At 57.6% G+C, this 26,038-nt stretch carries 27 protein-coding genes; 15 read left to right on the top strand and 12 right to left on the bottom strand.

The features are described 5' to 3' along the window. Positions 1–2: 2 nt before the first annotated feature. From hflX to trkA, 4 genes are all read right to left on the bottom strand, one after another. Positions 3–1,277, bottom strand: coding sequence for a GTPase HflX (hflX, locus tag JXR15_RS11135; protein WP_422053296.1), 1,275 nt, complete (start codon positions 1,275–1,277; stop codon positions 3–5). Further along, on the bottom strand, positions 1,277–1,516 hold the full coding sequence (gene hfq, locus JXR15_RS11130; RefSeq protein WP_008204623.1) for an RNA chaperone Hfq: 240 nt from the start codon (positions 1,514–1,516) through the stop codon (positions 1,277–1,279). Before hfq ends, hflX begins: the two co-directional genes overlap by 1 nt. 122 nt (positions 1,517–1,638) lie before the next feature. Further along, positions 1,639–3,159 carry a TrkH family potassium uptake protein gene (locus JXR15_RS11125; protein ID WP_422053295.1) on the bottom strand — a complete coding sequence of 507 codons (1,521 nt, stop codon included), beginning with the start codon at positions 3,157–3,159 and terminating at the stop codon, positions 1,639–1,641. 3 nt (positions 3,160–3,162) lie between these two features. Further along, positions 3,163–4,539 (bottom strand): Trk system potassium transporter TrkA, encoded by a 1,377-nt coding sequence (gene trkA / locus JXR15_RS11120; RefSeq protein WP_299420314.1) that lies wholly within the window; start codon positions 4,537–4,539, stop codon positions 3,163–3,165. Between the two features lie 134 nt (positions 4,540–4,673). Between trkA and JXR15_RS11115 the strand changes: the two genes are divergently transcribed. Continuing rightward, entirely contained in the window at positions 4,674–5,156 is a 483-nt protein-coding gene (locus JXR15_RS11115) for a hypothetical protein (RefSeq protein WP_422053294.1), read from the top strand. A gap of 25 nt (positions 5,157–5,181) precedes the next feature. Continuing rightward, entirely contained in the window at positions 5,182–5,613 is a 432-nt protein-coding gene (locus tag JXR15_RS11110) for a hypothetical protein (RefSeq protein ID WP_422053293.1), read from the top strand. Positions 5,614–5,631: 18 nt separating this feature from the next. Here JXR15_RS11110 and JXR15_RS11105 read toward each other — a convergent pair whose 3' ends face one another. The 5 genes from JXR15_RS11105 to dusB all read right to left on the bottom strand — a co-directional run bounded on the left by JXR15_RS11105 (position 5,632) and on the right by dusB (position 12,894). Further along, positions 5,632–7,056 carry a sigma-54-dependent transcriptional regulator gene (locus tag JXR15_RS11105; RefSeq protein ID WP_422053292.1) on the bottom strand — a complete coding sequence of 475 codons (1,425 nt, stop codon included), beginning with the start codon at positions 7,054–7,056 and terminating at the stop codon, positions 5,632–5,634. Continuing rightward, positions 7,053–9,317, bottom strand: a complete 2,265-nt coding sequence (locus JXR15_RS11100) for an ATP-binding protein (protein WP_422053291.1) — start codon at positions 9,315–9,317, stop codon at positions 7,053–7,055. The genes JXR15_RS11105 and JXR15_RS11100 overlap by 4 nt, the downstream gene beginning before the upstream one ends. A gap of 120 nt (positions 9,318–9,437) precedes the next feature. Then, complete coding sequence (locus JXR15_RS11095; protein ID WP_422053290.1) at positions 9,438–10,802, bottom strand: response regulator; 1,365 nt, start codon at positions 10,800–10,802, stop codon at positions 9,438–9,440. Next, on the bottom strand, positions 10,802–11,887 hold the full coding sequence (locus JXR15_RS11090; protein WP_422053289.1) for a two-component system sensor histidine kinase NtrB: 1,086 nt from the start codon (positions 11,885–11,887) through the stop codon (positions 10,802–10,804). Before JXR15_RS11090 ends, JXR15_RS11095 begins: the two co-directional genes overlap by 1 nt. Continuing rightward, positions 11,884–12,894, bottom strand: a complete 1,011-nt coding sequence (dusB, locus tag JXR15_RS11085; RefSeq protein WP_422053288.1) for a tRNA dihydrouridine synthase DusB — start codon at positions 12,892–12,894, stop codon at positions 11,884–11,886. Before dusB ends, JXR15_RS11090 begins: the two co-directional genes overlap by 4 nt. A 169-nt stretch (positions 12,895–13,063) precedes the next feature. Between dusB and JXR15_RS11080 the strand changes: the two genes are divergently transcribed. The 4 genes from JXR15_RS11080 (at position 13,064) to JXR15_RS11065 (ending at position 16,522) form a co-directional block, all read left to right on the top strand. Continuing rightward, positions 13,064–14,221, top strand: coding sequence for a bifunctional 2-C-methyl-D-erythritol 4-phosphate cytidylyltransferase/2-C-methyl-D-erythritol 2,4-cyclodiphosphate synthase (locus tag JXR15_RS11080; protein ID WP_422053287.1), 1,158 nt, complete (start codon positions 13,064–13,066; stop codon positions 14,219–14,221). Next, on the top strand, positions 14,218–14,700 hold the full coding sequence (locus JXR15_RS11075; RefSeq protein ID WP_422053286.1) for a phosphatidylglycerophosphatase A: 483 nt from the start codon (positions 14,218–14,220) through the stop codon (positions 14,698–14,700). The genes JXR15_RS11080 and JXR15_RS11075 overlap by 4 nt, the downstream gene beginning before the upstream one ends. Further along, a complete protein-coding gene (locus tag JXR15_RS11070; protein WP_422053285.1) occupies positions 14,700–15,173 on the top strand; it encodes a CinA family protein in 474 nt (157 codons plus the stop codon). The genes JXR15_RS11075 and JXR15_RS11070 overlap by 1 nt, the downstream gene beginning before the upstream one ends. A gap of 161 nt (positions 15,174–15,334) precedes the next feature. Beyond that, complete coding sequence (locus JXR15_RS11065; RefSeq protein WP_422053284.1) at positions 15,335–16,522, top strand: ammonium transporter; 1,188 nt, start codon at positions 15,335–15,337, stop codon at positions 16,520–16,522. A gap of 52 nt (positions 16,523–16,574) precedes the next feature. Here JXR15_RS11065 and tmpT read toward each other — a convergent pair whose 3' ends face one another. Further along, complete coding sequence (tmpT, locus tag JXR15_RS11060) at positions 16,575–17,216, bottom strand: thiopurine S-methyltransferase (RefSeq protein WP_422053283.1); 642 nt, start codon at positions 17,214–17,216, stop codon at positions 16,575–16,577. Between the two features lie 96 nt (positions 17,217–17,312). On the opposite strand from tmpT, the gene JXR15_RS11055 reads away from it, so the two are divergent. Further along, the gene (locus tag JXR15_RS11055) at positions 17,313–17,690 is read left to right on the top strand and encodes a MerR family transcriptional regulator (protein ID WP_422053282.1); all 378 of its coding nucleotides are present in this window, start codon (positions 17,313–17,315) and stop codon (positions 17,688–17,690) included. On the opposite strand, the gene JXR15_RS11050 is transcribed toward JXR15_RS11055, so the two are convergent. Next, a complete protein-coding gene (locus JXR15_RS11050) occupies positions 17,687–18,142 on the bottom strand; it encodes a type II toxin-antitoxin system RatA family toxin (RefSeq protein WP_422053281.1) in 456 nt (151 codons plus the stop codon). The two genes, JXR15_RS11055 and JXR15_RS11050, sit on opposite strands and share 4 nt — an antisense overlap. A 98-nt stretch (positions 18,143–18,240) precedes the next feature. On the opposite strand from JXR15_RS11050, the gene hpt reads away from it, so the two are divergent. Together hpt and JXR15_RS11040 are read left to right on the top strand one after the other, a co-directional pair. Beyond that, a complete protein-coding gene (gene hpt, locus JXR15_RS11045; protein WP_422053280.1) occupies positions 18,241–18,786 on the top strand; it encodes a hypoxanthine phosphoribosyltransferase in 546 nt (181 codons plus the stop codon). A gap of 158 nt (positions 18,787–18,944) precedes the next feature. Then, entirely contained in the window at positions 18,945–19,127 is a 183-nt protein-coding gene (locus tag JXR15_RS11040; RefSeq protein WP_422053279.1) for a hypothetical protein, read from the top strand. 593 nt (positions 19,128–19,720) lie between these two features. Here the strand turns inward: JXR15_RS11040 and JXR15_RS11035 are convergent. Next, positions 19,721–21,133, bottom strand: coding sequence for a divergent polysaccharide deacetylase family protein (locus JXR15_RS11035; protein WP_422053278.1), 1,413 nt, complete (start codon positions 21,131–21,133; stop codon positions 19,721–19,723). Positions 21,134–21,278: 145 nt separating this feature from the next. On the opposite strand from JXR15_RS11035, the gene JXR15_RS11030 reads away from it, so the two are divergent. The 6 genes from JXR15_RS11030 to glp are packed head-to-tail and all read left to right on the top strand — an operon-like array spanning position 21,279 to position 26,028. After that, positions 21,279–21,872 carry an anthranilate synthase component II gene (locus tag JXR15_RS11030; protein WP_422053277.1) on the top strand — a complete coding sequence of 198 codons (594 nt, stop codon included), beginning with the start codon at positions 21,279–21,281 and terminating at the stop codon, positions 21,870–21,872. Continuing rightward, the gene (gene trpD, locus JXR15_RS11025) at positions 21,869–22,888 is read left to right on the top strand and encodes an anthranilate phosphoribosyltransferase (RefSeq protein WP_422053276.1); all 1,020 of its coding nucleotides are present in this window, start codon (positions 21,869–21,871) and stop codon (positions 22,886–22,888) included. The genes JXR15_RS11030 and trpD overlap by 4 nt, the downstream gene beginning before the upstream one ends. Next, positions 22,885–23,553 (top strand): uracil-DNA glycosylase, encoded by a 669-nt coding sequence (locus tag JXR15_RS11020; protein ID WP_422053275.1) that lies wholly within the window; start codon positions 22,885–22,887, stop codon positions 23,551–23,553. Before trpD ends, JXR15_RS11020 begins: the two co-directional genes overlap by 4 nt. After that, complete coding sequence (gene trpC / locus JXR15_RS11015; protein WP_422053274.1) at positions 23,550–24,365, top strand: indole-3-glycerol phosphate synthase TrpC; 816 nt, start codon at positions 23,550–23,552, stop codon at positions 24,363–24,365. Before JXR15_RS11020 ends, trpC begins: the two co-directional genes overlap by 4 nt. Then, entirely contained in the window at positions 24,365–24,856 is a 492-nt protein-coding gene (moaC, locus tag JXR15_RS11010) for a cyclic pyranopterin monophosphate synthase MoaC (protein ID WP_422053273.1), read from the top strand. Before trpC ends, moaC begins: the two co-directional genes overlap by 1 nt. Continuing rightward, positions 24,853–26,028, top strand: coding sequence for a gephyrin-like molybdotransferase Glp (glp, locus tag JXR15_RS11005; RefSeq protein WP_422053272.1), 1,176 nt, complete (start codon positions 24,853–24,855; stop codon positions 26,026–26,028). Before moaC ends, glp begins: the two co-directional genes overlap by 4 nt. Positions 26,029–26,038 lie beyond the last annotated feature (10 nt).

The following is a 26,038-nucleotide window of genomic DNA, read 5'->3' as shown; positions in this document are numbered from 1 at the left end:
GTTTAGAGGCTTTCGAACTGGGCGCGTTGTTTTGGTGTCCAGTGAACGGTGAGCTCAAACCCGTCTTCGGCTTGCTGCTCATCTTCGACAACACCTTCTTTGAACAGCCAGGCCCGGCCTTTGCCATCGGCAAATGACAACTTGAGGACTTCACGAGTTTTGTCGCCTGCCAGCGCCTGGGCAATGGCGGCAAACATCTCGTCTAGCCCTTGGCCACTCACCGCAGACACTGCAAAGATCGCATTCTCGCGGTCCGCCTTGGCCACCACAGCGTCGCGATCATCGGCGCTGAGCAGGTCGATCTTGTTCCAAACTTCGATTTGCGGCGTGTCTTCACTCAAGCCCAAAGTTTCCAGAATGGTGGTCACATCTTCGGCTTGATGCTGGCTTTCCGGGTGCGCAATATCCCGCACATGCAGAACCAAATCCGCTGCCAGCACTTCTTCCAAAGTCGCGCGGAACGCCGCCACCAACTGCGTGGGCAAGTCACTGATGAATCCCACCGTGTCAGAAAGGATCACTTCTGGCCCGTTGTTGGGCAATTCCACCGCCCGCATGGTTGGGTCCAGCGTGGCAAAAAGCATATCTTTGGCCATCACATCTGCACCGGTCACGCGGTTGAAAAGTGTGGATTTCCCAGCGTTGGTATAGCCCACAAGCGCCACAATTGGGAACGGCACCTTGGCCCGCGCCTTACGGTGCAGCTCACGGGTTTTCACAACTTTGGACAACTGCCGCCGCAGCCGCACCAGATGGTCATCAATGGCCCGTCTGTCAGCCTCAATCTGGGTTTCACCGGGACCACCGACAAACCCAAGACCGCCTCGCTGACGTTCCAGGTGGGTCCAGGCCCGCACCAGTCGGGTGCGCTGATACGACAGCGCCGCCATCTCGACCTGCAGAACACCTTCGCGCGTACGAGCACGATCGGAGAAGATCTCGAGGATCAACCCGGTCCGGTCCAGAAGTTTGACCTTCCACTCTTTCTCAAGGTTGCGCTGCTGCACCGGTGTCACGGGCCCGTCGATCAGGACCAGCTCGACCTCATTGGCTTTGAACAGCGCCTTCAGCTCTTCAATTTTGCCGGATCCAAAAAGCGTGCCCGGCTGCGCCCGCGGCAAGCGCACCACGTTTGAGCCAACCACTTCCAGTTCCGGCAAAGCGTCCGCAAGTGCAATGGCCTCTTCCAATGCGAAAGAGGCCTCACGCCGAACATCGGCGCCGTAAATATCGGGATGCAGAACCCAAGCGCGGGTCACCTGCGTGTCATGCTCCATCAAGAGGCGTCTTCACCCTCGTAAAGAGAAATCGGCTGAGCCGGCATGATTGTGGAGATCGCATGTTTGTAGACCAACTGGCTTTGACCATCACGGCGCAACAACACACAAAAATTGTCAAACCAGGTGATCACACCCTGCAATTTTACGCCATTGATCAGAAAAATAGTCACCGGAACTTTGGTTTTCCGGACGTGATTTAAAAATGCATCTTGGAGATTCTGTCGATCCGAAGCCATGTCGCGCTTGCCTTTGTTCTTGTTTATGCATCGGGTAGTCGTGCGCAGGGAGTATGGAACGTGGATTCGTGACTTACCAGCCTAAATTGTTAAGTTTTTGGTTCGGCCCTACGTAAACCGCATCATTTCTGCCACAAATCCGGCGATATCAATGCGATGATGGCCAGTGCCTCCAGTCGTCCAAAGGTCATAGCTGCACATAAAATGAGCTTTTCCGCGACCCCAAGCGACGAAATCGCAATTGGGAACTCACCGGCAATTTGGGTCAGCGGACCCGCCGTGGTCAGCGCCGAAATGGCCAAGATGGCCGCCTCTTGAAAATCATTCCCCAGCAGGGCCAACGCAATTGTCACCGCCGCAATCGACAGCGCAAACAGCATGAAAAACACCCAGGCAATCACCGCCCCTTTGCGACGGATCTGACGTGCGCCTGTGCGACGGCGACCCAGCACCACATTTGGATGCACCAGCCGCTCCATTTCCCCAAGCCCCTGCACGTAAAGCGCATAGACCCGCAAAAGCTTTACACCACCGGCAGTGGTGGCCACGCCGCCACCTACCATCGCCAACGCCATGAGAATCAGGCCCGGTGCAGACAGCCCGCTCCATTCGCGCGCCACTTCCCATTCGCCGCTCTGAAAACCAGTGGTGGTCAGGAAACTCATCACCGTGAACACCCCGCCCCACGCTGCCTTCAGCGCCGCCGTCGGGTCTTGTAACGCGTTGTCTTCAAACGCGCCCACCCAATGGCGCATGAACAGCGCCGTGGGCACAACCGCAACAATCAAGAACCCTAACCGCAGCTCCGGATCTTCCCAAAGGTTATTTCGGCGCACGGCACCGGTGTCCGAACTGAACGTGCCGCGTGACAGGGCAAACAAGAGAAACAGGAAAATCACCATCTCTCCTGGCACACCGCTAACACTGGATCCAACGCCCCCAACAGCGGAAATTCCGCTGGTCGACATGGTCGCCATCGCATGCATGGTTGCCACAAACGGACTGTCGCCAAGCACAATCAACATCACGGCCAAAGCAAAGGTCAGCCCGCCATAAATCGGTACCAACGCCTGTGCGGCCTTGCTCCAGCGTTTCATTGGGTGGGCACGTTGCATATGGCCTAGGCTTGCGCTCGCCTGGCCCGGCTCTCCAACGGCGGTCACTTCAAATCCACCCAGGCTAAGCGGGGCAAACACCGCCGCCGCCGCCAACCACATCAGCAACCCGCCAAGCCAGCCCACCATGCCACGCCACAAATGCAGCGGATCCACCAGCATGCTTGCAGGCTCATAAATGGTCATGCCTGTGGTGGTCAGACTGCTGACCATCTCAAAATACACGTCCAGAAAAGGCACCACATCGAGCGCTTCATACATTGGCCACGCCAACACCGCTGGCAACAGCGTGATGGCAAAAAACAACGCTTTAAGATTGTCAGACGTCCGTGCTTGGCGCGTCGTGCCCTGGATTGCGATCGCAATCAGCACGCAGGTAAAGAGCACCAGAATGCCACCGTAAAAGAACATACGCGCGACAAAATGCTGGTCCTGATGGGAGGCCAGCGCCGCCGGCACAAACATCATAAAGCCGGAAAACAGCACCATCTGCACAAGCAGGGGAATTTGTGACAGGCTCAGCTTCATGGCTTAGAAAAAGTCGATGGAAACTTGCAGTAACCGCTCCACTTCGGGCACGTCTGCGGTCAGGGAAAACAGCACTATCACATCGCCTTCATCGATGCGCGTCCCGCCTTTGGGTTTCACCACCTCAGTCCCTTTTAAAATGGCCCCGATCAACACACCCTCAGGAAAATCAATGTCGCGCACCATTTGGCCTGCAATCGGCGATGTCGACAGCACCTCGGCCTCGATGATCTCCGCTTCTGTGTCACCCACAGAATAAACGTCTTTCACCCGTCCATGTCGAATGTGACGTAGGATCGAACTCACCGTTGTGGCGCGCGGGTTGATAAACGCATCAATCTCCAACGGCGTCATCAGCGGCGCCAAAGTTGGATCGTTGATCAAAGAGATCGCCAATGGACACCCTGCGGACTTCGACCGTACAGAGGCCAACATGTTGGTCTTGTCATCATCGGTCACAGCCAGCACTGCGTCCGCCCGGTCCACGCCGGCTTCTGCCAAAAGCGCCACATCCATACCGTCGCCGTTTAAAACAATGGTCCGTTCCAGCGCTTCGGCCGCGCGTTCAGCCACCTTCCGATCCCGTTCGATGATCTTTGTGCGCACCCGTGAGGCGCTGGCTTCAAGCCGTTGTGCCACCATCAACCCAACGTTCCCGCCGCCCACAATCACCGCGCGGTCCTGTTTTTTCTGCTGCTTGCCAAACACTTCCATGGTCCGGTTGACGTCTTCAGCAAGTGTGAAGACATAAATGTCATCCCCGACAAAAAGCTGATCCCCCGGCTCCGGCGCGATCAGTGATCCCTTGCGCCGCACCCCAACCACCACCGCGCTCAATGTCGAAAACAGATCGGTCAGCTGGCGCAGAGGCGTGTTCACCACCGGACAATCCTCGTCCAATGTCAGGCCCAGCATTTGAACTTTGCCACCTAGGAACGTCTCCGCATCAAAGGCCTTGGGCGTCGCCAAACGCTTCAGCGCCGCATCCGCCACTTCGCGTTCTGGCGAAATCACCACGTCAATTGGCATGTGATCTCGTCGATACAGGTCAGAATACAGCACATCCAAATAAGACTGGCTGCGCAAACGGGCAATCTTGCGCGGCACCGAAAAAACCGAATGCGCCACTTGGCAGGTCACCATATTGACCTCATCAGAATAGGTCGCGGCAATCACCATATCTGCGTCCCGCGCGCCTGCGCGATCCAACACATCCGGATAGCTTGCAAATCCTGCAATGCCTTGAACATCCAACGTATCCGTGGCGCGCCGCACCAGCTCGGGGTTGTTGTCAACAACGGTAACGTCATTGTTTTCTCCGGACAAATGGCGGGCAATCTGCCACCCAACCTGACCGGCCCCACAGATAATGACCTTCATGTGCTTCCCTCTTGGGTTTCGGCTCTCAGCCATGCCAGAAGGGGGAAGGCAGGTCAATTGTTACCATTGACCCCAGAAGCCAGACGGGCTTTGATTGGCTTAAGTTTCAAGCATTTGCGTTAAAGGTGAGTCTCATGCGGACAGCGGCCCTTTTTGCCATTTTAGGCATATCTCTTACGGCATGTAGCCCAACCTCCTACTCTGGCTTTGCCAAATCCGGCGTCACCCGCGAAACCGCGTCATATGATGATACGGCCTGTTCTGTTGAGGCCAACCGCCTCTTTCCCTCCGCAACATTCACCACAACTGTCTACGGCGGCTACCACGGCGGGTATGGCGGCTACGTTGGCGGATACTGGGGCGGATACCCGGGGTACTATGGCGGCAACCACATCCAGACCCGCGATGTAAACGCTGGCATGCGCGCCGAACACCGTCGCGACTGTATGTCTTTGAAGGGCTATACCGCCGTGACCCATCCGGTGTGTACCGAAGAGCAACTGGCTGGTCGACAGTTTACACCGGTCAAAGGGGCGCCGAAACCAGCCCCAAATCTCTGCGCCATCCGGGCACAAAGCGGCGGCGTCGCCCTAGTGGATCTCAACAAACCGGTGTGACCCGGTCTTGCCAAGGAAACATGTCATGAAACACCCTTTGCTCATCGGATGTCTGTTACTGGCCATTTCTGGCTGCACAGAGTTCTCCACCATGTATCAACCAGGCAAAACCAAAACCGAGCGCAACGTGGATCAGGCGCAATGTAACCGGCTTGCGGCCGACAGATACCCGCCGCGAATCGTCACCGATTGGTGGCCGATTTACGCAGCCGACGGCAGGGTGATTGGCCAGCGTCCTGAAAGCTACGACATCAACGAAGGGCCACGCTACACCGCTGCCCGCAATTGTATGGAAGAACGCGGTTATGCCCGCGTGACCATTCCTTATTGTAAAGACGAACAGATTGCCGGTCGCTCTTACGCGCCCATCACCGTTGCCCCATATCTCAGCCCCGACATCTGCGGCCTGCGAACGGACAACGGTCGTGTGATCATCGACTTAAGCAAGCCACTCTAAAGGTTTGAAAAGCCAGGGTTACCCGACTTCACGCGCCTCTTCTTCTTCCTCAGCTGTGACATGCGCCACCCGTGTTCCTGCTTTGTTGGAGGTCACAACGCCCAGCGACTTCAGCTTGCGGTGCAACGCACTACGCTCCATACCGACAAAACTGGCGGTGCGGCTGATATTGCCACCAAACCGATTGATTTGCGTCAGCAAATATTCCCGCTCAAACGCCTCACGCGCCTCACGCAAAGGCAAGGTTGCCAATGCACCAGACAGCACCACACGACCCTCTTCGGCAGGGGCATCGGTCTCGCCAGGCAGCTCGCGACATTCAATCGGCCCCTGCCCGTCACCCAAAATCAAGACTCGCTCAATCAGGTTCTTCAACTGCCGCACGTTGCCGGGCCACACCATAGTTTGCATCAGTGCCGCGGCATCCGCACTCAACTCGCGCAGTGGCAGGCCTTGACCGTCATGCAATTGTGCAAGGAAATAGGCTGCCAACTCAGGAATATCTTCGCGCCGCTCTTCCAAAGATGGCACCGCGATCGGCACGACGTTTAGACGGTGGTACAGTTCCTCACGAAACACACCTGCATCAATCGCTTGCTTCAGGTTGCGGTTCGTCGAGGAAATCACCCGCAGATCAACCCGCACCTTTTTGGCTCCACCGACACGTGTGAACTGCTGATCCACCAAAACGCGCAGAATTTTACTTTGCGCCGCCAAAGGCATATCCGCCACTTCATCAAAATAAATCACACCGCCATTGGCCTGTTCCAACAGACCGGTCTCAACGCCCCGTTCCGCGCTTTCACGACCGAACAAGATTTCTTCCACCCGATCCGGATCCATTCCCGCGCAGGACACCGTCACAAACGGCGCTCCAGCCCTGTTGGAATTGGCGTGAATGTAGCGCGCCGCCACGTCCTTCCCAACGCCGGCCGGACCAGTCAACATCACCCGTCCATTGGAACGGGTCACCTTGTCCAATTGAGAAATCATACCCCGGAAGGCTGCACTTTCTCCAACTAACTCCGCAGGCTTGCTGTCCTGTCGCTTCAACTCAGTGTTTTCGCGGCGCAAGCGGCTGGTTTCCATCGCCCGTTTGATCACCACCAAAAGCTGGTCAATGTTGAACGGCTTCTCGATGAAATCATAAGCACCTTGTTTGATCGCAGCGACCGCAATCTCAATGTTTCCATGCCCAGAAATGATCACCACCGGCACTTCGGGATAATCGTTTTTCACAGCTTTCAGGATGTCGATGCCATCCATATTGCTGTCTTTGAGCCAGATATCGAGGATCATAAGCGCCGGTTGTGCACTGGTGACCTCAGCCATCGCATCATCAGAGTTCCCAGCGAGGCGTGTGGTGTAGCCTTCGTCCTTCAAAATATCGGAAACCAACTCCCGGATATCGCGTTCGTCATCTACGATCAGAATGTCACTCATAATACTCGCTCGCTCTCTTTGGGGTCCACGGCAGCTGCAGCCTGCTGAGACAGCGGCAACCGAATTTCGGCCATCGCTCCTGCGTGGGAATTGTTGTCAAACACGGGCGCATCCAGCAGCGCAAGCTGCCCGCCGTGTTCTTCGATGATCTTTTTTACAATCGGGAGACCAAGACCCGTGCCCTTGTCACGCGTGGTGACATAAGGCTCAAACAATCGCGCACGATCCTCCGGCAGACCAATGCCATTGTCCGCAATGCGTACAACCGCCTCACCCGACTCCTGGATCAAGCTCACATGCACCTCCGGGACATACCCATCAGGCGCGCCTTTTTCTTGCAATGATTCAGTGGCTTCTCCGGCGTTCTTGATGAGGTTTGTCAACGCTTGTGAGATCATTGTCGCATCCAAGTCCGCCGCCAGCGGCCCGGCACATATGTCGCGCTGAAACCGCACATCCGGCTGACCAGATTCTTGCAACAACACAGCTCCCGATACCAGTTCCACCACCTCAACCGACTTCCGAACTGGCTCCGGCATCCGGGCAAATTTGGAGAACTCATCGACAATTCGGCGCAGGTCATTTGTTTGCCGTACAATGACCTCGGTCATCTGCTCAAGCTGATCGCTCTCTTCACCCACCTTGCTGGCAAATTTGCGCCGAATGCGCTCCGCGCTCAGCTGAATCGGCGTCAGCGGGTTCTTGATCTCATGTGCAATCCGACGCGCCACATCGCCCCAGGCCGCCATGCGCTGCGCCGTCACAAGGTCGGTCACATCATCAAACGCCACTACATAGCCTTCCAGCGATCCATCATCGCGCCGCCGCGTCGCCATGCGCACCAACAGGTTCTCCAACCGTCCCGACCGGCTGACCTTCACCTCTTCCTGCGCCACTTCTTTACCGCTGGATTTCAGACCCTCAAACAACGGCCCAAATTCGGGCACCGCCAAGGAAAGCGGCATCTCCTGTCGGTCTTCATCCCATTCCAGCAACCGCTGCGCTGACCGATTTACAAATGCAACTTTGCCATCGCTGTCCAAACCAACAACACCGGATGTGACCGAACTCAACACCGAGTCAAACATGCGCCGACGACGATCAATCTGACGCGTGTTGTCCAGCAACGTCTCTCGCTGGGCTTTCAACTGCCGCGTCATTTGGTTGAAGTAGCGGCTCAACATGGCGATTTCATCATCGCCATCTTCTTCCACCACACGCACATCCAGATCACCGGCACCAACCCGCTGCGCCGCCCCGGTCAGGCGCCCAACAGGGCGTGACAGCCGCTCGGCAAACCACATCCCCATCCAGATCGCCGCCAACACAAGGATCAGCGCAAAACCAAGATAGATCATTGCAAATTCAAACAGCCGCTGACCGCGCTCACTTTCAAGTTGGGAGTACAAGCGGGCGCTGGCCTGAGTGTCATCCAGAAGCTGGAAAATCTCCGCGTCAACCTCACGGCTGATGTAAAGGAACCGATCCAGAAACGCATCCAGCCGCACCAATGAGCGCATCTCGTTGTTATCAAGATCGCGAATAATCACCGAGCCATCATCGATCGCCACCTGCATGTCCGCCTCAGAAGGTTTCTCATAATCAAACAGGTAGGAGCGCTCGCCGCGCGCCTGAATCTCTCCGGCGCTGTCGATCACAAAGGCTTCTTTCAAGCCACGCTGAATTTGCACCTGACCAGAGGCCAGCAACACCCGCACTTCGCCCGCATCCAGGCCGAAACTGCGACGCTTGTTCTCGTTCAAGAAGTCCGCAAGGAGGCCAGCGTCTTCTTCCAAGCCCTGGATGTGCTCTGCTTCATACGCCTGCGCCGCGGACAACGAATTGCCCACCACTTGGCGCACACGTTCGCTGAACCAACCTTCAAGGCCAATGTTCAGCGTCAATCCGGCAAACACCGCCACCGTCACAGCCGGCACCAAAGCCAAAAGCGCAAACGCAGCAGTCAGGCGCAGGTGCAACCGCGACCCCACAGACTTGGCCCGGCGCGAGGCGACCGCACGCATCACGTTTTGCAGCACCAGCGTCGCCACCACAAGCACGTAGACCAAGTCAGCCAAGAGAATCGAACGCAGGCCGTTGGACGAGGCGCCCAAATCAAACGGTCCGAGCACTAAGAAGGTCGCTAGCGCCAGCACAGGTCCAAGCACCACCAACCCCAAAGTTGCGGCATTCTGGACACGCCTTTGCCTGCGCAAGCGCTGAAAACGCGCCCAATGATTGGTTGCTGTCCGGCTAGACACCCGACTTCCTCAACTGATTTGGTACCGCTTTCGCGGCCCACCGCCATATTCAGTGCCGCGTTCTAAGTCCCGACTCTTTTTCTCAGAGTGCGACCCGCGCGCCACGCTTATGTGGCCTTTTTACATCAATTTGCGGCGGCGTGTCACGTGAATATCCAAATCAGTGATTTTTTTACGAAGCGTATTCCGGTTGATCCCCAGCAAATCTGCACATTTCGCCTGATTTCCACCGGTTGCATCCAGCGCAATTTCTATCAGGGGAAGCTCAATCTCACGTAGAATCCGCGCATAGAGCCCGGCCGGTGGCAGCATATTGCCATGCAGATCAAAATACCGGCGCAGATGTCGCGCCACGGAGGCGGACAATTTTTCACTATCATCGCCCCCCAAAAGCGGACCAGCCTGAGGTTGCGCCCCCAGCATCAGCTCGGCTTCACCGCGGGAGACTTCCTCTGCCTGCGCCGTCAAGACCAACCGCCGCACGGCGTTTTCCAACTGTCGCACGTTTCCGGGCCAGCTATAGGCCCGAAACAGCTCCATCGCCTCTTCCGAGAACACGCGCATCGGCGCGCCATCCCGTTCTGCGCGGTTCAGGAAGTGCTCGACCAAAAGCGGGATATCATCAACCCGCTCGCGCAATGCTGGCACATGAATCGCCGCGCCGTTCAAACGATAATACAGATCCTGACGGACGTTGCCGCTGTCCATCGCCGCGTTCAAATTCACCTGACTGGTGGCCATAAACCGGGGGCTGTGCTCCCCGGGCGTGTCCATCATGCGCACAATGCGGGCCTGAACCTCATCCTCGATGTCGCCAATTTCATCCACCAGAATGGTGCCACCTTTGGCCTTGGCCAAAACTTTTGCAGGGCCTTCCAAGTCACTGAGGTCGGCGGCGTTGACCACTACAAAAGGCAAGTTCCTGCGATCCGAAAAGTCGTGAATTTCTTTTGCAATCAGTGACTTACCTGTGCCACTTTCGCCAGAGATCAACACTGGTAAATCGGTATTCATCACCCGCGCCACCAAGCGGTACAAGGCCTGCATCGCCGCCGTACGGCCCACCAGCGGCAGTTCGTCTGGCCGCTCCTCATCCGCCACTGGCGCCGCAGGCGCACGCCGTTTTTGCTCCAACGCCTTGCCAGTTCGCTTCATCAAATCTGGCAAATCAAACGGCTTAGGCAGGTAGTCATACGCCTCCGCTTCCGCCGCCTGTATCGCCGTCATGATGGTGTTCTGCGCCGAGATCACAATCACCGGCAGCCCCGGACGATCCTCGGAAATCTTCGGCAACATCTCCAATCCATTGCCATCAGGCATCATCACATCAGTGATGACAACATCCCCTTTGCCTTCCCCAACCCAACGCATCAGCGTGGTCAGCGAGGAGGTGGCATGCACCTTGCACCCTGCCCGCGTGAGAGCCTGCGTCAAAACCGTTCGGATCGTGCGATCATCATCTGCAACCAGAACCGTGCCATCCATTACTGGCTCTCCTCATATGCTTTCAGAGTTTCTTTGCTTGCCCGCGGAAGCGAGAGTTTGAACACTGTGCGCCCTGGCACAGAGTCCACTGTGATCATGCCGCCATGATCGGAAATGATTTTGCTGACCAGAGCGAGCCCCAGGCCGGTTCCATTTTCCCGACCGGATACAAACGGATCAAACACGTCGCCCTTGAGGTCATCCGGCAGGCCAGGCCCGTCATCAATGATCTCAATTTGCAACGGCAACGGTTGTCCTGTGCCATCTGCCCGGCGCAAACGGAAGCTGTGCTCGTAATAGGTTCGAATGCGTATTGTTCCTGATTTATCAGCTGCTTCACTGGCATTCTTCAACAGATTCAGTACCACTTGCAGCAGCTGGTCCGCGTCCCCTTCTGCGGGCGGCAACGACGGGTCGTAATCCTCGATAATCTGCATATGCGCGCCATAGCTCACCAAGGCCGAACGCCGCGCGCGATCCAACACATCGTGAATGTTCACCGGTTTGCGCTGCGGCAGCGACAGGTTGCCAAACTGCTCCACCTGCTCCAGCAGTTTCACAATCCGGCGACTTTCTTCCACAATCAGGTCCGTCAGCTCCAGATCCTCAGGGCTGAGGTTCATCGACAAAAGCTGTGCTGCACCTGTGATGCCTGCCAGCGGATTCTTGATCTCATGCGCCAGCATTTCCGCCATGCCAATTGCCGATTTGGCCGAAGATTTCACCGAATGGCTGCGTGTCATCCGCCCAGCAAGTTCCCGGCTGGAAATCAGAAACAACATTTCATCCGCCGCATCCGCCAGCGGCGCAATCTGCAGGTTACATTGCACCGGCGGCCCGTCTCCGGTGCCCACATCCGCATCATTCACAAACAGCGGCGTGCCATGTTCCCGCGCCCGATGAAAGGCGTCTTCCAAAGGCGCATCAATCATCACCTTGTCCCAGATTGGCTGTCCAACCATCGACTTTGCCGAGGCATTCAGGAACGTCTCAGCCGCCGGATTGATGCGTAAGATCACATCCGCTTTGTCCACCACCAAAGCGGGCACCGGCAGACTGTTCCAAAATGGTGTCTCCGCACTCATGCCGCTTCTCCCTTTCTTGGTGTGGGGTCAGGCGACTGCAAAGCCTCAACCAACAACGCGCTCACTTCCTCGGTATCGCGGCTGGTCTGAACGCGGCGGCGCAATGCGGCTTCGGTGCCGACATGATCCATGTACCACCCCAGATGCTTGCGGGCGACGCGCAGCCCCAGATCCACGCCATAAAACGACAACATCGCCTCATAATGACCCTGCACTATGTCACCCAAAGCCTGCCCGCTTGGGGTCTCCGGCGCATCTCCACCAAAAAGCTCCGCCGCCATCTGCGCAAGCAACCAAGGCTTGCCTTGTGCGCCACGCCCCACCATGACGCCATCCGCGCCAGAGGCCGCCAGCGCCGCCTTGGCCGTCGCCACATCGAGAATGTCACCATTGGCGATCACCGGAATCGACACAACGTCTTTCACGCCTTTGATGGCGTCCCAATCCGCAGCACCTTTGTAAAACTGACAACGCGTGCGGCCGTGAATGGTCAGCATCTGCACACCGGCATTTTCCGCCCGCTGCGCCAGCTCCGGCGCATTTAACATATTGTCATCCCACCCCAGCCGCGTCTTAAGCGTTACCGGAATGTCCACCGCGCCTACAACCGCCTCGATCAACGTCAACGCATGGTCCAGGTTCTTCATCAGCGCCGATCCACTGGCGCCGGCCCCGCTGGCGCTGGTCACCTTTTTCGCCGGACAACCCATGTTGATATCAATCAGCGTTGCCCCATTGGCCTCAACTTGCCGCGCCGCTTCCGCCATCCAATGCGCCTCGCGGCCAGCAAGCTGCACAGACGTGGTCGCCTCGCCAAATCCCAGCTCCGCGCGCTCGCGCACACCGGGCTTAGCCTGCACCATTTCCTGGCTTGCCACCATTTCACTCACCACTAGGCCCGCACCAAAACTGCCAACCAAATCCCGGAATGGACGGTCGGTGATTCCGGCCAGCGGCGCTAGAAAAACAGGGGGTGTCAGAGTGAGATCTGCGACTTGAATGGTCACGTGTGATATCCTTGTGCGTTGCTTTCGGCGTATCTGTCCTTTTGGTCAAATTCAATCAAACCGCCAAAAAAATTGGTCATTAATGTAGCAGATTTTTGCGCATGCACAAAATTTAGGCATACTTCAAGGGTCAATTGCCACTTCGACACGCAAGTTCTACACAGAGCCCATGACAAATTCCGCATTCAAGACCGCCGCCGTGATTGTTGCAGCTGGCCGAGGAACCCGCGCCGGCGCAGGCCTGCCCAAACAGTGGCGCCCTTTGGCCGGCCAGCGCGTGGCAGATCATGCCATTGCCGCCTTTGTTACGCACCCGCGCGTTGATCATGTGTTGGCCGTGGTGCACCCAGACGACACCACCCACACCAACAATCTGTCCATTCCAACGGTCACCGGCGGCGACACCCGCGACGCCTCCGTTCTGGCCGGTTTAAACGCCCTAGACGCTCAAGGGTTCAGCCACGTTCTGATCCACGATGTGGCCCGTGCGGGCATCGATGCTGCAACCATCGACGCTATTTTGGATGCCCTTCAAACCGGTGCAAACGGCGCCGCCCCGGCCCTGCCCGTCACCGACGCCTTGTGGCGCGGTGAAAACGGCGTAGTTACCGGCACCCAGAACCGTGACGGATTATTTCGCGCCCAAACCCCGCAAGGCTTTGCCTTTGACGCCATTCTTGCCGCCCACCGTGCCCATCCGGGCAATGCAGCCGACGATGTAGAGCTCGCCCGCGCCGCAGGGCTTGACGTAGCCATCGTGGCAGGCAATGAGCGCAACCTTAAGATCACCACACCGGACGATTTTGCCCGTCTGGAACAGCACCTGCAAAACCACCGAAGGGCCCCCATGGATATCAGACTTGGCAACGGCTACGACGTGCACGCCTTTGAAGACGGCGACCACGTCATCCTCTGCGGCGTAAAAATCCCGCACAGCAAAGCCCTCAAAGGCCATTCCGACGCCGACGTCGGCATGCATGCTGTCACCGATGCCATCTACGGCGCCATGGCCGAAGGTGACATTGGCCGCCATTTCCCACCATCTGAAGCAGAATGGAAAGACATGGACAGCGCCGTGTTTCTCAAACACGCCGTTGATCTTGCCACCTCTAAAGGCTTCACGATTTCCAACGTCGATTGCACGCTGATCTGCGAACGCCCCAAAGTTGGCCCGCACGCAAGTGCCATGATGGTCCGTATGGGCGAGATCATGGGGCTCATGTCAGACCGCGTTTCCATCAAAGCCACCACAAGTGAAAAACTCGGCTTCACAGGCCGCGAAGAAGGGATTGCCGCCATTGCAACGGCAACATTGGTGAAACCATGATCCGTATGATCACAACATTCTTTGGCGTCGGCCGTCTGCCCGTCGCCCCCGGCACATGGGGCTCCTTGGCCGCCCTAATCATCGGCTGGGCCGCTGCGCATTTTGTTGGTGTCTGGTTGCTGGCCCTCCTCACCGCGCTCGCCATCGTTATTGGCATGTGGGCCTGTATTCAGGATTTGGCAGACCGCCCCACCGAAGACCCGTCCGAAATTGTGATCGACGAAGTCGCCGGTATGTGGATTGCCCTGCTGTTTCCAGCTGTGGCCTTTGCCATGCGCGACATGTCGATGGTCTGGCCCGGCCCGATCGCGGCCTTCCTGTTCTTCCGTCTGTTTGACATCAAGAAGCCCTGGCTGGTGGGCAAAGCCGATCAACGCCATGATCCTATTGGCGTCATGCTGGATGACATCTGGGCCGGTCTGTTTGCGGGCCTCGCCACCCTGGCCGCCGCTGTGCTCTATCACATCGTGCTGATCTGATGGTGGACGTTGCCCAACTGTTACAAGCCTGTCGCGACGCCAACCTGCGCGTTGCGACGGCGGAAAGCTGCACCTCGGGCATGGTTGCCGCCGCCCTGACCGACGTTGCTGGTAGTTCGGACGTCTTTGAACGCGGATTTGTGACCTACACCAACCTTGCCAAGACCGAGATGCTGGGCGTGCGCGAGGCCACATTGGCCGCCATGGGCGCCGTGAGCGAAGAAGTCGCGCGGGAAATGGCGCTGGGTGCACTGGTCAACTCTGACGCCCAATTAACCGTCTCCATAACCGGCATCGCTGGTCCGGGTGGGTCGGAGTTCAAACCCGAGGGCCGTGTCTGTTTTGGCATCGCCACGCAAACCGGCTGCACCACAGAAACCGTCGAATTTGGCGCGTTGGGCCGCGAAAATGTGCGCGAAGCGGCGCGGAATCACGCTTTGGCGCTGCTTTTTACGGCCACCTGCGCAAAGTGACGCCCTTTTAGGCGGTGCCCCGCGTTTTTAGCCTATTTTTTACGCACCTCACAAAACGCCCTGATTTAAGGCGCTTTGAGACCACGTGAGCCTTTGTTCTGTGCAGGTTTTCCGCTCTTTGACGGAAAAACCACCACTCATGGGACAAAGAGGATAGAAATATGAACGCAGCGGACACCGCATGGATCATCGTGGCAACAGCCCTGGTCCTGTTCATGACATTGCCGGGTCTGGCGTTGTTTTATGGGGGCCTCGTGCGCGCCCGCAACGTGCTCAGCGTCTTTATGCAAACCTATGCCATTGCCTGCTTGATGAGCGTTCTCTGGCTCGTCTTCGGCTACTCCATCGCCTTTGGCAATGACGGCGGCGCCATCTCTGTTTGGGGCGGCTTGGGCAAAATGTTCCTCTCCGGCGTCACCATAGACAGCCTGTCCGGCACCCTACCCGAGGTTCTGTTCTTTGCCTTCCAGATGACCTTTGCGATCATCACCCCCGCACTGATCGTCGGCGCCTATGTAGAGCGCATCGGCTTTGGCTTTGTGCTTCTGTTCTCCGGCCTCTGGATGCTGCTCTGCTACGCGCCAGTTGTGCACTGGATCTGGGGTGGCGGCATGATGGCTGACGGCGGCATCTTTGGCGAGATCGGCGTGCGCGACTTTGCCGGCGGCATTGTTGTGCACGAAACCGCTGGCCTCGCCGCGCTGGTGATTGCCGTGATGCTGGGCGCCCGCCGCCATCGCACCACACCACCTCACGCGCCTTGGATGGTGATGATTGGTGCTGCCATGTTGTGGGTCGGCTGGTTTGGCTTCAACGGTGGCTCTCAGCTCGCCGCAGACGGTGGTGCCGCCATGGCCCTCACCGTGACACATATCTCCGCCGCCACAGCCTCCCTGACATGGGCCCTGTGGGAGCGCATTAAATACGGCAAAGCCTCGCTTGTGGGCCTCGTCACCGGCACCATCGCTGGCCTCGCCTCGATCACGCCTGCCTCCGGTTTTGTTGGCCCGGTTGAAGCTCTGGTGATCGGCGCCATCGCTGGCATCCTGTGTCAGGAAGCGGTGAACCTGGTGCGCAACAAAGCCAAGATTGACGACACATTGGATGTGTTTGCGGTTCACGGTGTTGGCGGCATCTTCGGCACCATCATGATCGCAGCCTTTGGCCAAGGCACATGGACCGCTCAGCTGGGTGCGCTGGCCATCGTCGGTATTTTCACGATCGTTGTAACCTACGTGCTGGTGAAGCTGGTCAGCCTGATCACCCCGCTGCGCGTAGATGAAGAAACCGAAGTCAACGGCCTCGACCTCGCAGTACACGGCGAACGCGCCTACGACATCGCCTCTTAAGGTTTTACCTCATCACTCCGGAACTGGGCGGCCAAACGTGGCCGCCCCTTTTTTATTTCACTGGCGCCAGCAAATATACGTTTTCCGTTCCCAACCCGCAAATTTTGGGAGGACTGGTGATCGGGTCGCTCTGCAGCAATTTGCGCGTCACATCATCCCCGTAAAACTGATCCACCATATCCGCAGGCACCGAAAACGGCGGCCCCTGCATCTGGCTTTGGTCGTAATCAAAACTCACAAGCAAGGTCGGCACCTGTGGGCAAAGGTGCTTTACATGATCAACGTAGGCCTGACGCCGCTCCGGCGCGATGGCCACCAAAGCCGCCCGATCAAACACCGCCGCAACCTCTGGCACCTGCGCTGCCGTCAAGGCAAAGAAGTCCCCACAGAACAAGGTGAGGTCTCCCGCCACGTACCGGCGCAGATCCCCGATTTGCGTGACCTCCGCACCGCGCCCCAGCCTCTCAAAAACCTCCTGCACAGCCGCTTCATGGAACTCGATCCCGATCACCGGATGCCCCTGTGCCAGAAGCCAATCAATATCCAGCGACTTACCACACAGCGGCACAAACACAGCGGCCCCTTTGGGCACAGCCAGCGCTTGGAAATGCGCAATCAAGCGCGCATTTGGCGCCGATTCGTGAAACCCAATTTTCTGGTTTTGCCACCTGTCTTGCCAAAATGCTTCTTCCATTGACGCCTCCTGCTCAGCTGTTGCCTAGTGGTGATACAACTTCAAGCTCACTTTAGGTCAAGCCCATGAACGCAAAAAACCTTGGACATTCGCGACGTGGCCGACGCCGCTGGCCTGCCCCCCTCCACCCTACGCTACTATGAAGAACTTGGCTTGATCCGCTCCACCGGAAAACACGGGCTGCGCCGGCAGTATGATCCAGACGTGCTGGAGCGCCTCTCCTTCATTGCGCTCGCACAGGCCGCACAATTCTCACTCAAAGACGTGTCCGCGATGATGCCAACGCCCTCGGTCATCAAAATCGACCGCGACACTTTTGTTCAAAAAGCAGATGTAGTGGACCGCCAAATACAGGAACTCATCGAGTTGGTCAGCCTGCTGCGACACATCGCCGACTGTCCGCATGAGAACCAGTTCGACTGCCCCACATTTCGCAACTTGTTGCGCTCTTCCCGCCGCCCCCAAAGAGGCTAGCCGTAGAGCGCCTTTGCACGTGTTTCAAACGCCGCCACAATCCGGTGCATCGCCTCGTTGAACACCAAGCCAATGGCCTTTTGCAAAAGGATGTTCTTGAACTCAAAGTCCACAAAGAACTTCACTTCCACGCCACCGTCCACATCGGCAAAATCCCAGGTGGATTTCATATATTTGAACGGCCCATCCAGATACTCTGTATCGATGTGTTTCACCTCAGGATACAGCACAACCCGGCTGCCAAACCGCTCGCGAAACACTTTGAACGAAATCACCAGATCCGCCAGCATCTCATCGCCAGTGCCGATATCGGTTTGCACCGGTGTAACCGAGCGAATGCGCGCTGCGGCGCACCATGGCAAAAACTTCGGATAAGACGCCACATCCGCCACCAGATCATACATCTGTTGGGCGGTATATGGCAGCGTGCGGGTCTCAGAATGCGTCGGCATGTCGTCTCATTTTGGCGTGACAGCGCACGGCGACCTCGCTATGCACAGTTCTGGTGGCGCACATAGCGGCGCAAGCTAGAGAAAATCAAGAGGGTCTCATGTCAGAGCGTCCATATGTCATCGATCAAATGATCTCGGCCAAGTCCATTGCGGCGCGGATCGAAGACCTCTCCAGCGAAATTCAGGCAGAATATGACGGCACGGATAAGCTGATTGTGGTTGGACTGCTGCGTGGCTCCTTTGTGTTCATTGCCGATTTGGTGCGCGAGCTCGACCTGCCGGTTGAGGTCGACTTCCTTGAGGCATCCTCTTACGGCAACGCCATGGAAAGCAGCCGTGAAGTGCGCATTTTCAAAGACTTGCGCGGCGAAATTGAAGGGCGCGACGTGTTGGTTGTGGAAGACATTGTCGACACCGGCCACACCTTGACCCATGTGCTGCACCTGCTGAAAGCCCGCAACCCGGCCAAGATCAAAACCATCGCGCTGCTGGACAAACCGTCCCGCCGCGAAGCCGAGATTGCCGCCGACTGGATTGGCTTTTCCATCCCCGATGAATTTGTTGTGGGCTACGGCATCGACTACGCCCAACGCAACCGCAACCTGCCCTTCATCGGCAAGGTGCGCTTTGTCGAAGGCAACTAAGCCGCCACGTGCTGCTTAAGCGACACTATTAACGCTGCCTCCTTCGCCCAATACCTCGGGGGAGACCCACCGGGTCGGGAGCAGCGACCCCACCGCTCTTGCCATTACAAACTGGCTTTCCTAGCTTAAACCAAAGTCAGCCAACACAGGCCTTTGTAATGAACTTCCGCCACCTCCTGCGCATGAGCAAATGGGCCCGCAACCCTCCGTCAGAGGCGCGGGTCAAGCTGGTGCTCGGCGTGGTGGTCGCCTGTGTTGTGCTGGTCTTGATTGAGAAATTCATCGGCTGGCCGGACATGCTGACACTAGAACTACAGCGACGCAATCCAATGCGATACTGAGTACAGTTCTGGGAGCATTCTTCTCTCAAAACACCGATCTATGGAACATCAAAACGGTTGCTCCTAATCTGCTTTTAGGTCCAGTCTGGCTTACTTTCTACAGACTAAAGCAAATTTTCTCTTTTTGATTGGAAGTACTATGGCGGTAGGAACTTATGACATTGTCACACAAACTGGAAAAAACGGGCTGAATAGGACCGTTGAAATCATTATGAATGCCAATGGCCACAAGATTGCGTTGAACAACCCCGGAGTTGACGATTTCAAGGCCGGCGCAATTGACAAATTCACAGTGCAAGGAGCGCATAACGTTGGCCCAATAAATCAAATCGACATTGTGAGTGGACCAAACGATGGAGATTATTGGGATCTCAAATGGATGTACGTTTACAATCAAACGGCCGATTATTCGACTCTAATAACATTTCCTCACACTACACTTTATCCAACAGGTAAACTCATAAAATCGTGTCCTGTGGAGTTGTCTACTGTTATTGAACAACGCGTTGGACGATAGCATTCAGAAAAGCTTCTAGAACTTTGAACCGGCGCTATGAGCGCCGGTTCTGCTTTGCGCAGGACACAACGGCCAACTAGTTGATAGTTTCAAACGTCGCGGAAACCGGCGCCATGGCCACAGTTCCTGCGCGATCCTGAAGCGCCCACAGCAGCAGTGCTGAGATCGCCTCATCTCGCAACCGCCCGACCATTACAACATCCTGTTCCTGCCCAGCTTTAAAAGCAGCCCCATCCAGAAACCGGCGCATCACAACCGCCGTTTGGCCTTTGTCATCAAAGTCGCGGAACACGGTTGCAGAGGGCACACCATCTTTGGCAGCCAGTTTCTGTGCGGTGTTTAACCCTTTGGCAAACATCAACAAACCATGACCACTGTCCAGCAACGCCTGTGTCACTTGATCACTGATCACCTTGCTGCCCTGCAACCCATCGTCCAGCCCTTCCATGACACCAACAAAGGCATCAGACACCGACAAATGCGCCTGCAAAGCCTGCTCAACATCGCTGGCGGTGGCGTCTGTTGGCATGTCCACCATGGCCAGAACCTCAAAGCCACGCGCGCGGTAATCCGCTGTCTTTGAAGCCACATTTGGGTCCAGCGTGTTCACGGCAATACTCAATGGATAAGGGAAGCTCTCCAGCGCATCCATATCAAAGACCACCTCCCCCGTGTCCACAAGAACAATCGCCATAACTGGTTTTTCTTCCGCATTTTCAAACTGTTCTGCGTTCACTTCAACCGGCCGCGTCAGCTGCGTTTCGCTGGTGTCTTCCTCATCTGCACCCACAGTTGGCAGACGCGTTGAGGTGCGCTGCTCAAAGGATTCATTCAGATCTGTGGCAGGTTTCAGCAAACTCTCTGCAGCCGCGGCTTCCTCAACCATGTCTTCTTCCGCGGACTCAGCATTCGGAGTGATATCTTCCGCATCCTCAATCGGCGCCGCCTCGGTCACAAGGCTCTCTTCAACAGCGGCCTCTGCAGTTGTGTCGCTCTCAGAAGGTGTTGGGAAGGCTTCATTTTCCGCCACAACAGGGGCTTCAGGCTGCGGTGGATTTGTAGAAATCGACAACTCCGAATCCGGCACCGGCGCGGCTGGTGTCTCCGCCTGCGGGTTTGGCAGAACCGGTGTCTCTACATTCACCGCCACCGCACCGTCAGTTGCCGACGCATCCGGCACCGCCAATGCCGCTGTTTCGGTCCCTGTTTCAGGCTTTGGAGCTGAATCGGTGCTGCCAACTGGTGGCGCATCACTGCTGTCCGCTGCCGGTGTCACAGCGGCTTCGGCCTCTTCTACTGCAGCGTCCGCCTGCGACTCGGTCTCCACCGCGCCGCTTTCCGCGACACCCTCATCCGTGGCTTTTGGCGCATCCGTTTTGGTCTGCGGCTTCACCGTTGCAGGCAACGGCGACAACAGCGACGTCGCTGACAAAACGCCCCCCACCAGGATCGCGCCCCAAAACACACCCGACATTAATCCGCGAAACATGACTGCCTGCCTCTCTTTTACGTCCATTTTATGGGGCGACCTGCACCTGCCCCTCTTGACCCTCTGCGCCAAGCCTGAACATGTATACCGCGAGCAGGCCCTCTGCCTCCACCCCTTTTGCATCTTTAGGGAAAGAACCGACAAAATGCTGCTTCTGATCGATAACTACGACAGTTTCACCTACAACCTTGTGCACTATCTGGGCGAAATGGGCGCCGATGTGCAGGTCTGGCGAAACGACGCGTTGACCGTTCAGGACGCGATGGGCATGAACCCGTCGGGCATTCTTCTGTCCCCCGGTCCCTGTGACCCGTCTCAGGCCGGCATCTGTCTGGCTTTGACAGCCGCCGCAGCCGAAACCCGCACGCCGTTGATGGGCGTGTGCTTGGGACACCAAACCATCGGTCAACACTTCGGCGGTGACGTTGTACGCTGTCACGAGATTGTGCACGGCAAAATGGGCACCATGAAACACACTGGCAAAGGCCTCTTTGCCGGACTGCCAAGCCCGTTTGAAGCGACGCGCTATCACTCCCTTGTGGTGGATCGCGCAACACTGCCGGACTGTCTGGACATCACCGCTGAACTTGACGATGGCACCATCATGGGGCTGCAACACAAAGAGCTGCCCATCCACGGCGTACAATTCCACCCGGAATCCATTGCCTCTGAGCACGGCCACGCCCTGCTCAAGAACTTTCTGGACATGATGCCCGCCAAAGAGGACGCCGCCGCATGACTGCCGACATTAAATTCCTGATCGGCGCCGCGGCTGATCGCCCTTTGACGCGTGCCGAAGCTGAAGACGCTTTTACACTTCTGTTTGAAGGTGAAGCCACGCCGAGCCAAATGGGCGGCCTGTTGATGGCCCTGCGCACCCGTGGTGAAACCGTCGATGAATACGCTGCCGCCGCCGCTGTCATGCGCTCCAAATGCCATGCGGTGAAAGCACCAGAGGGTGCCATTGACATCGTCGGCACCGGCGGAGACGGCAAGCACACGCTCAACATCTCCACCGCCACCGCCTTTGTCACCGCAGGCGCGGGCGTCGCCGTTGCCAAACACGGCAACCGCAACCTCAGCTCCAAATCCGGTACAGCAGACGTGCAAACCCAGATGGGCATCAACGTCATGGTTGGGCCGGACGTGGTTGAAAAAGCGCTAGAAACCTGCGGCATCGCCTTCATGATGGCGCCCATGCACCACCCGGCGATTGCCCATGTGATGCCGACGCGCGCCGAACTTGGCACGCGCACCATCTTCAACATTCTCGGGCCGCTCACCAACCCAGCGGGCGTCAAACGTCAACTGACCGGCGCCTTCACCCGTGACCTGATCCGCCCGATGGCCGAAACCCTGGGTCAATTGGGCAGCGAACGCGCGTGGTTGGTGCATGGCTCAGACGGCACCGATGAGTTGACCATCACCGGCGTGAGTTGGGTGTCTGCCTTGGAAAGCGACGGCACAGTCAAAGACGTGGAGCTACATCCAGAAGACGCAGGTCTGCCTGTGCATCCGTTTGAGGACATCGTCGGCGGCTCGCCAGAAGACAACGCCAACGCTTTCCGCGCGCTGCTGGATGGAGCGCAAAGCGCCTATCGCGATGCCGTCCTGCTCAATACCGCTGCCGCGTTGGTGGTGGCAGATTCGGCCAGTGACCTGCGCGAAGGTGTGGAAAAGGCCCGTGAAAGCATCGACTCCGGTGCCGCCAAAGGCAAAGTGGCCGCGTTGGCCAAAGTCACCTCGGCAGCATGAACACAGCCACCCCGCCCAGCCACTGGGCGCATCTGCCGTTCTTCACGGACCGCTGGCCAGACATCGAGGCAAAAATCCAAAGCGACCCGCGGGAGATCCTACCTCCCGCAGCGCAACGCTTTGCCGCGCTTGAGGCCGTAGCACCAAAGGACGTGCGCGTTGTCATTCTGGGCCAAGACCCATACCCAACGCCCGGTCACGCCCATGGGCTGTCGTTCTCCGTGGAGCCAGACGTGGCCCCGTTGCCTCGCTCTTTGAGTAACATTTACAAAGAGCTGCAGGATGATCTTGGCGCAACCCCACCAAACGGCGACCTGCACTTCTGGGCCAAACAAGGCGTGCTCTTGCTCAACACCGTGCTCTCCGTCCCCGCAGGCGACGCCAACGGCCACAAAGCGCTTGGCTGGCAAACTCTGGCCCATCAGGTGCTGGCCGACATCTCTGCCCGCCGCCCTACGGCTTTTGTTCTGTGGGGAAAACAGGCCCAAGCCCTTGCACCTCACATCACATCGCCTAAAGATGGCGGCCAACATCTGATGATTGAAACGGCGCACCCATCGCCGCTCTCCGCCCGACGCGGATTTTTCGGCTCCCGCCCGTTTTCAACCATCAACAATTGGCTCGCCGACCAAGGCGACACACCGATAAACTGGACTGACGCATGACCGAAACCGTTCTGGACAAAATCAAAGCTTACAAGCTGGAAGAAGTGGCCGCTGACAAGGCTGCCAAACCTCTGGAGGCGGTTGAAGCCGAGGCGCGCGAAGCCAGCCCAACCCGCGGCTTTTCCGACGCGCTGCACAAAGCCGCCCGCGAAGGCTACGGCCTGATCGCCGAGGTCAAAAAAGCCTCGCCGTCCAAAGGCCTCATCCGCGAAGACTTCAACCCACCAGAACTGGCCAAAGCCTATGAAGAAGGCGGCGCAACTTGCCTGTCCGTATTGACAGACACGCCCAGCTTTCAGGGCCAAAAGTCCTTCTTGACCGAAGCCCGCAACGCAACCGGCCTGCCCGCACTGCGCAAGGACTTCATGTATGACACCTATCAGGTGGCCGAAGCCCGCGCGCTGGGTGCCGACTGCATCCTGATCATCCTCGCCTCCGTCAGTGACGCGCAAGCGCAAGAACTCGAAGAAGCCGCTTTCAGCTGGAACATGGACGTGCTGCTTGAGGTGCATGACCGCGAGGAGCTGGAACGCGCCAGCCAACTCAAATCCCCGCTCATGGGCATCAACAACCGCAATCTCAAAACCTTTGAGACCACGCTCGACACCACCCGCACCCTGTCCAAGCTGGTGCCGGAGGACCGCCTGATTGTCTGCGAAAGCGGCCTGAATACGCCCGCGGAACTGGCCGACATGGCCCGCTACGGCGCCCGTACTTTCCTGATTGGCGAAAGCCTGATGCGTCAGGACGATGTGGCCACCGCCACCCGCACACTGCTCGCCAACCCGCTGAATGCCATGGGAGGCATGTAATGAGCGACACCCACGCCTCTGGCCTGACCCATTTTGACACCAAGGGCGACGCCCATATGGTGGATGTCTCTGAAAAGGCAGTCACTTCCCGCGTCGCCACCGCCGAAGGCTGGGTCAAAATGGCACCTGCCACCTTTGACATCATCAACGAAGGCCGCGCCAAAAAGGGCGACGTGCTCGGCGTGGCGCGCCTTGCTGGCATCATGGGGGCCAAGAAATGCGCCGACCTGATCCCGCTGTGCCACCCGCTGCCGATAACCAAAGTTACCGTGGAGCTGACACCGGACGCCAACCTGCCTGGTGTGCGCATCGAGGCGACAGTGAAAACCACCGGCCAAACTGGCGTGGAAATGGAAGCTTTGACGGCTGTAAATGTGGCCGCCCTGACGGTCTACGACATGTCCAAAGCGGTCGACAAAGCTATGGAAATTGGTGGCATCCGCGTGATCCTCAAAGACGGCGGTAAATCAGGGCGTTACGAAGTAAAATGATCTCGGTTGCTGACGCGCTCACGCATCTCTTCGCCCTCACCAAACAGCTGCCGGTGGAAACCATCCCGCTGGCGCAAGCCAATGGGCGCACGTTGGCAGAGCCGGTCAATGCAAACCGCGATCAACCTCCGTTTTCCGCCTCCGCCATGGACGGCTACGCGATTGTTGCCGAAGGCGCTGAACCCGGAAAATCTTATGATGTGATCGGCGAAGCCGCTGCTGGACATGCCTTTGACGGCACTGTGTCCGCAGGTCAGGCCGTGCGCATCTTCACCGGCGCCCCGGTGCCAGAAGGCGCAGACCGTGTGATCATTCAGGAAGATGTGCGCCGCGACAGCGACGAAATCACACTGTTAGACAACCTCGACAAAGGCTTTCATATCAGACCCTTGGGCGGCGACTTCAAAGTCGGTCAATCCATTGCAGCCCCACGCGTTCTGCGCCCGTCCGATGTGGCCTTGATGGCCTCCATGAACATCGCCGAGGTGCCGGTCACTCGCCGCCCCAAAGTGGCGATCCTGTCCACCGGCGACGAGTTGGTCATGCCCGGCGAAACACCCGGCCCCGATCAGATCATTGCCTCCAACAGCTTTGGCCTGCAGGCCATGCTGCGTGACGCTGGTTGCGAAGCCCGCCTGTTGCCCATCGCCCGCGACACCCGCGCCTCCCTAGAAGCGGCCTTTGATCTTGTCGATGACGCCGATCTGCTGATCACCATTGGTGGCGCCTCTGTGGGTGACCATGATCTGGTTGGCGATGTGGCGCAGGATCTCGGCATGGAACGCAGCTTCTACAAAATTGCCATACGCCCCGGAAAACCCTTGATGGCGGGCACATTGGCCAATGGTGCGATGATGATCGGCCTGCCCGGCAACCCTGTGTCCGCCATGGTTTGCGGCCACGTCTTTGTGCTGCCAGTGATCCGCACCATGTTGGGTCTTGGCGAAGCTCCCACACCGCGCCTTCCGGCCACACTTGCAGCGCCCATGCCCAAAAACGGCCCGCGTGAGCACTACATGCGCGCCCGCGTAGAGCACGGAAAACTCTCACTTTTTGACAATCAGGACAGTTCCCTACTCTCCATCCTGTCAGACGCAAACGCACTTTTGGTTGTGCCGCCAAACGCACCAGAATGGCCCGCAGGCACCGCTGTGGAGTACATCCCGATCTAGGCCAAACACC

Origin of the sequence: Shimia sp. (assembly GCF_049116215.1) — a bacterium.
Taxonomy (GTDB): Bacteria; Pseudomonadota; Alphaproteobacteria; order Rhodobacterales; family Rhodobacteraceae; genus Shimia.
Note: the sequence above shows the minus strand (reverse complement) of the source record. Positions and strands in the feature narration are given on the sequence as shown.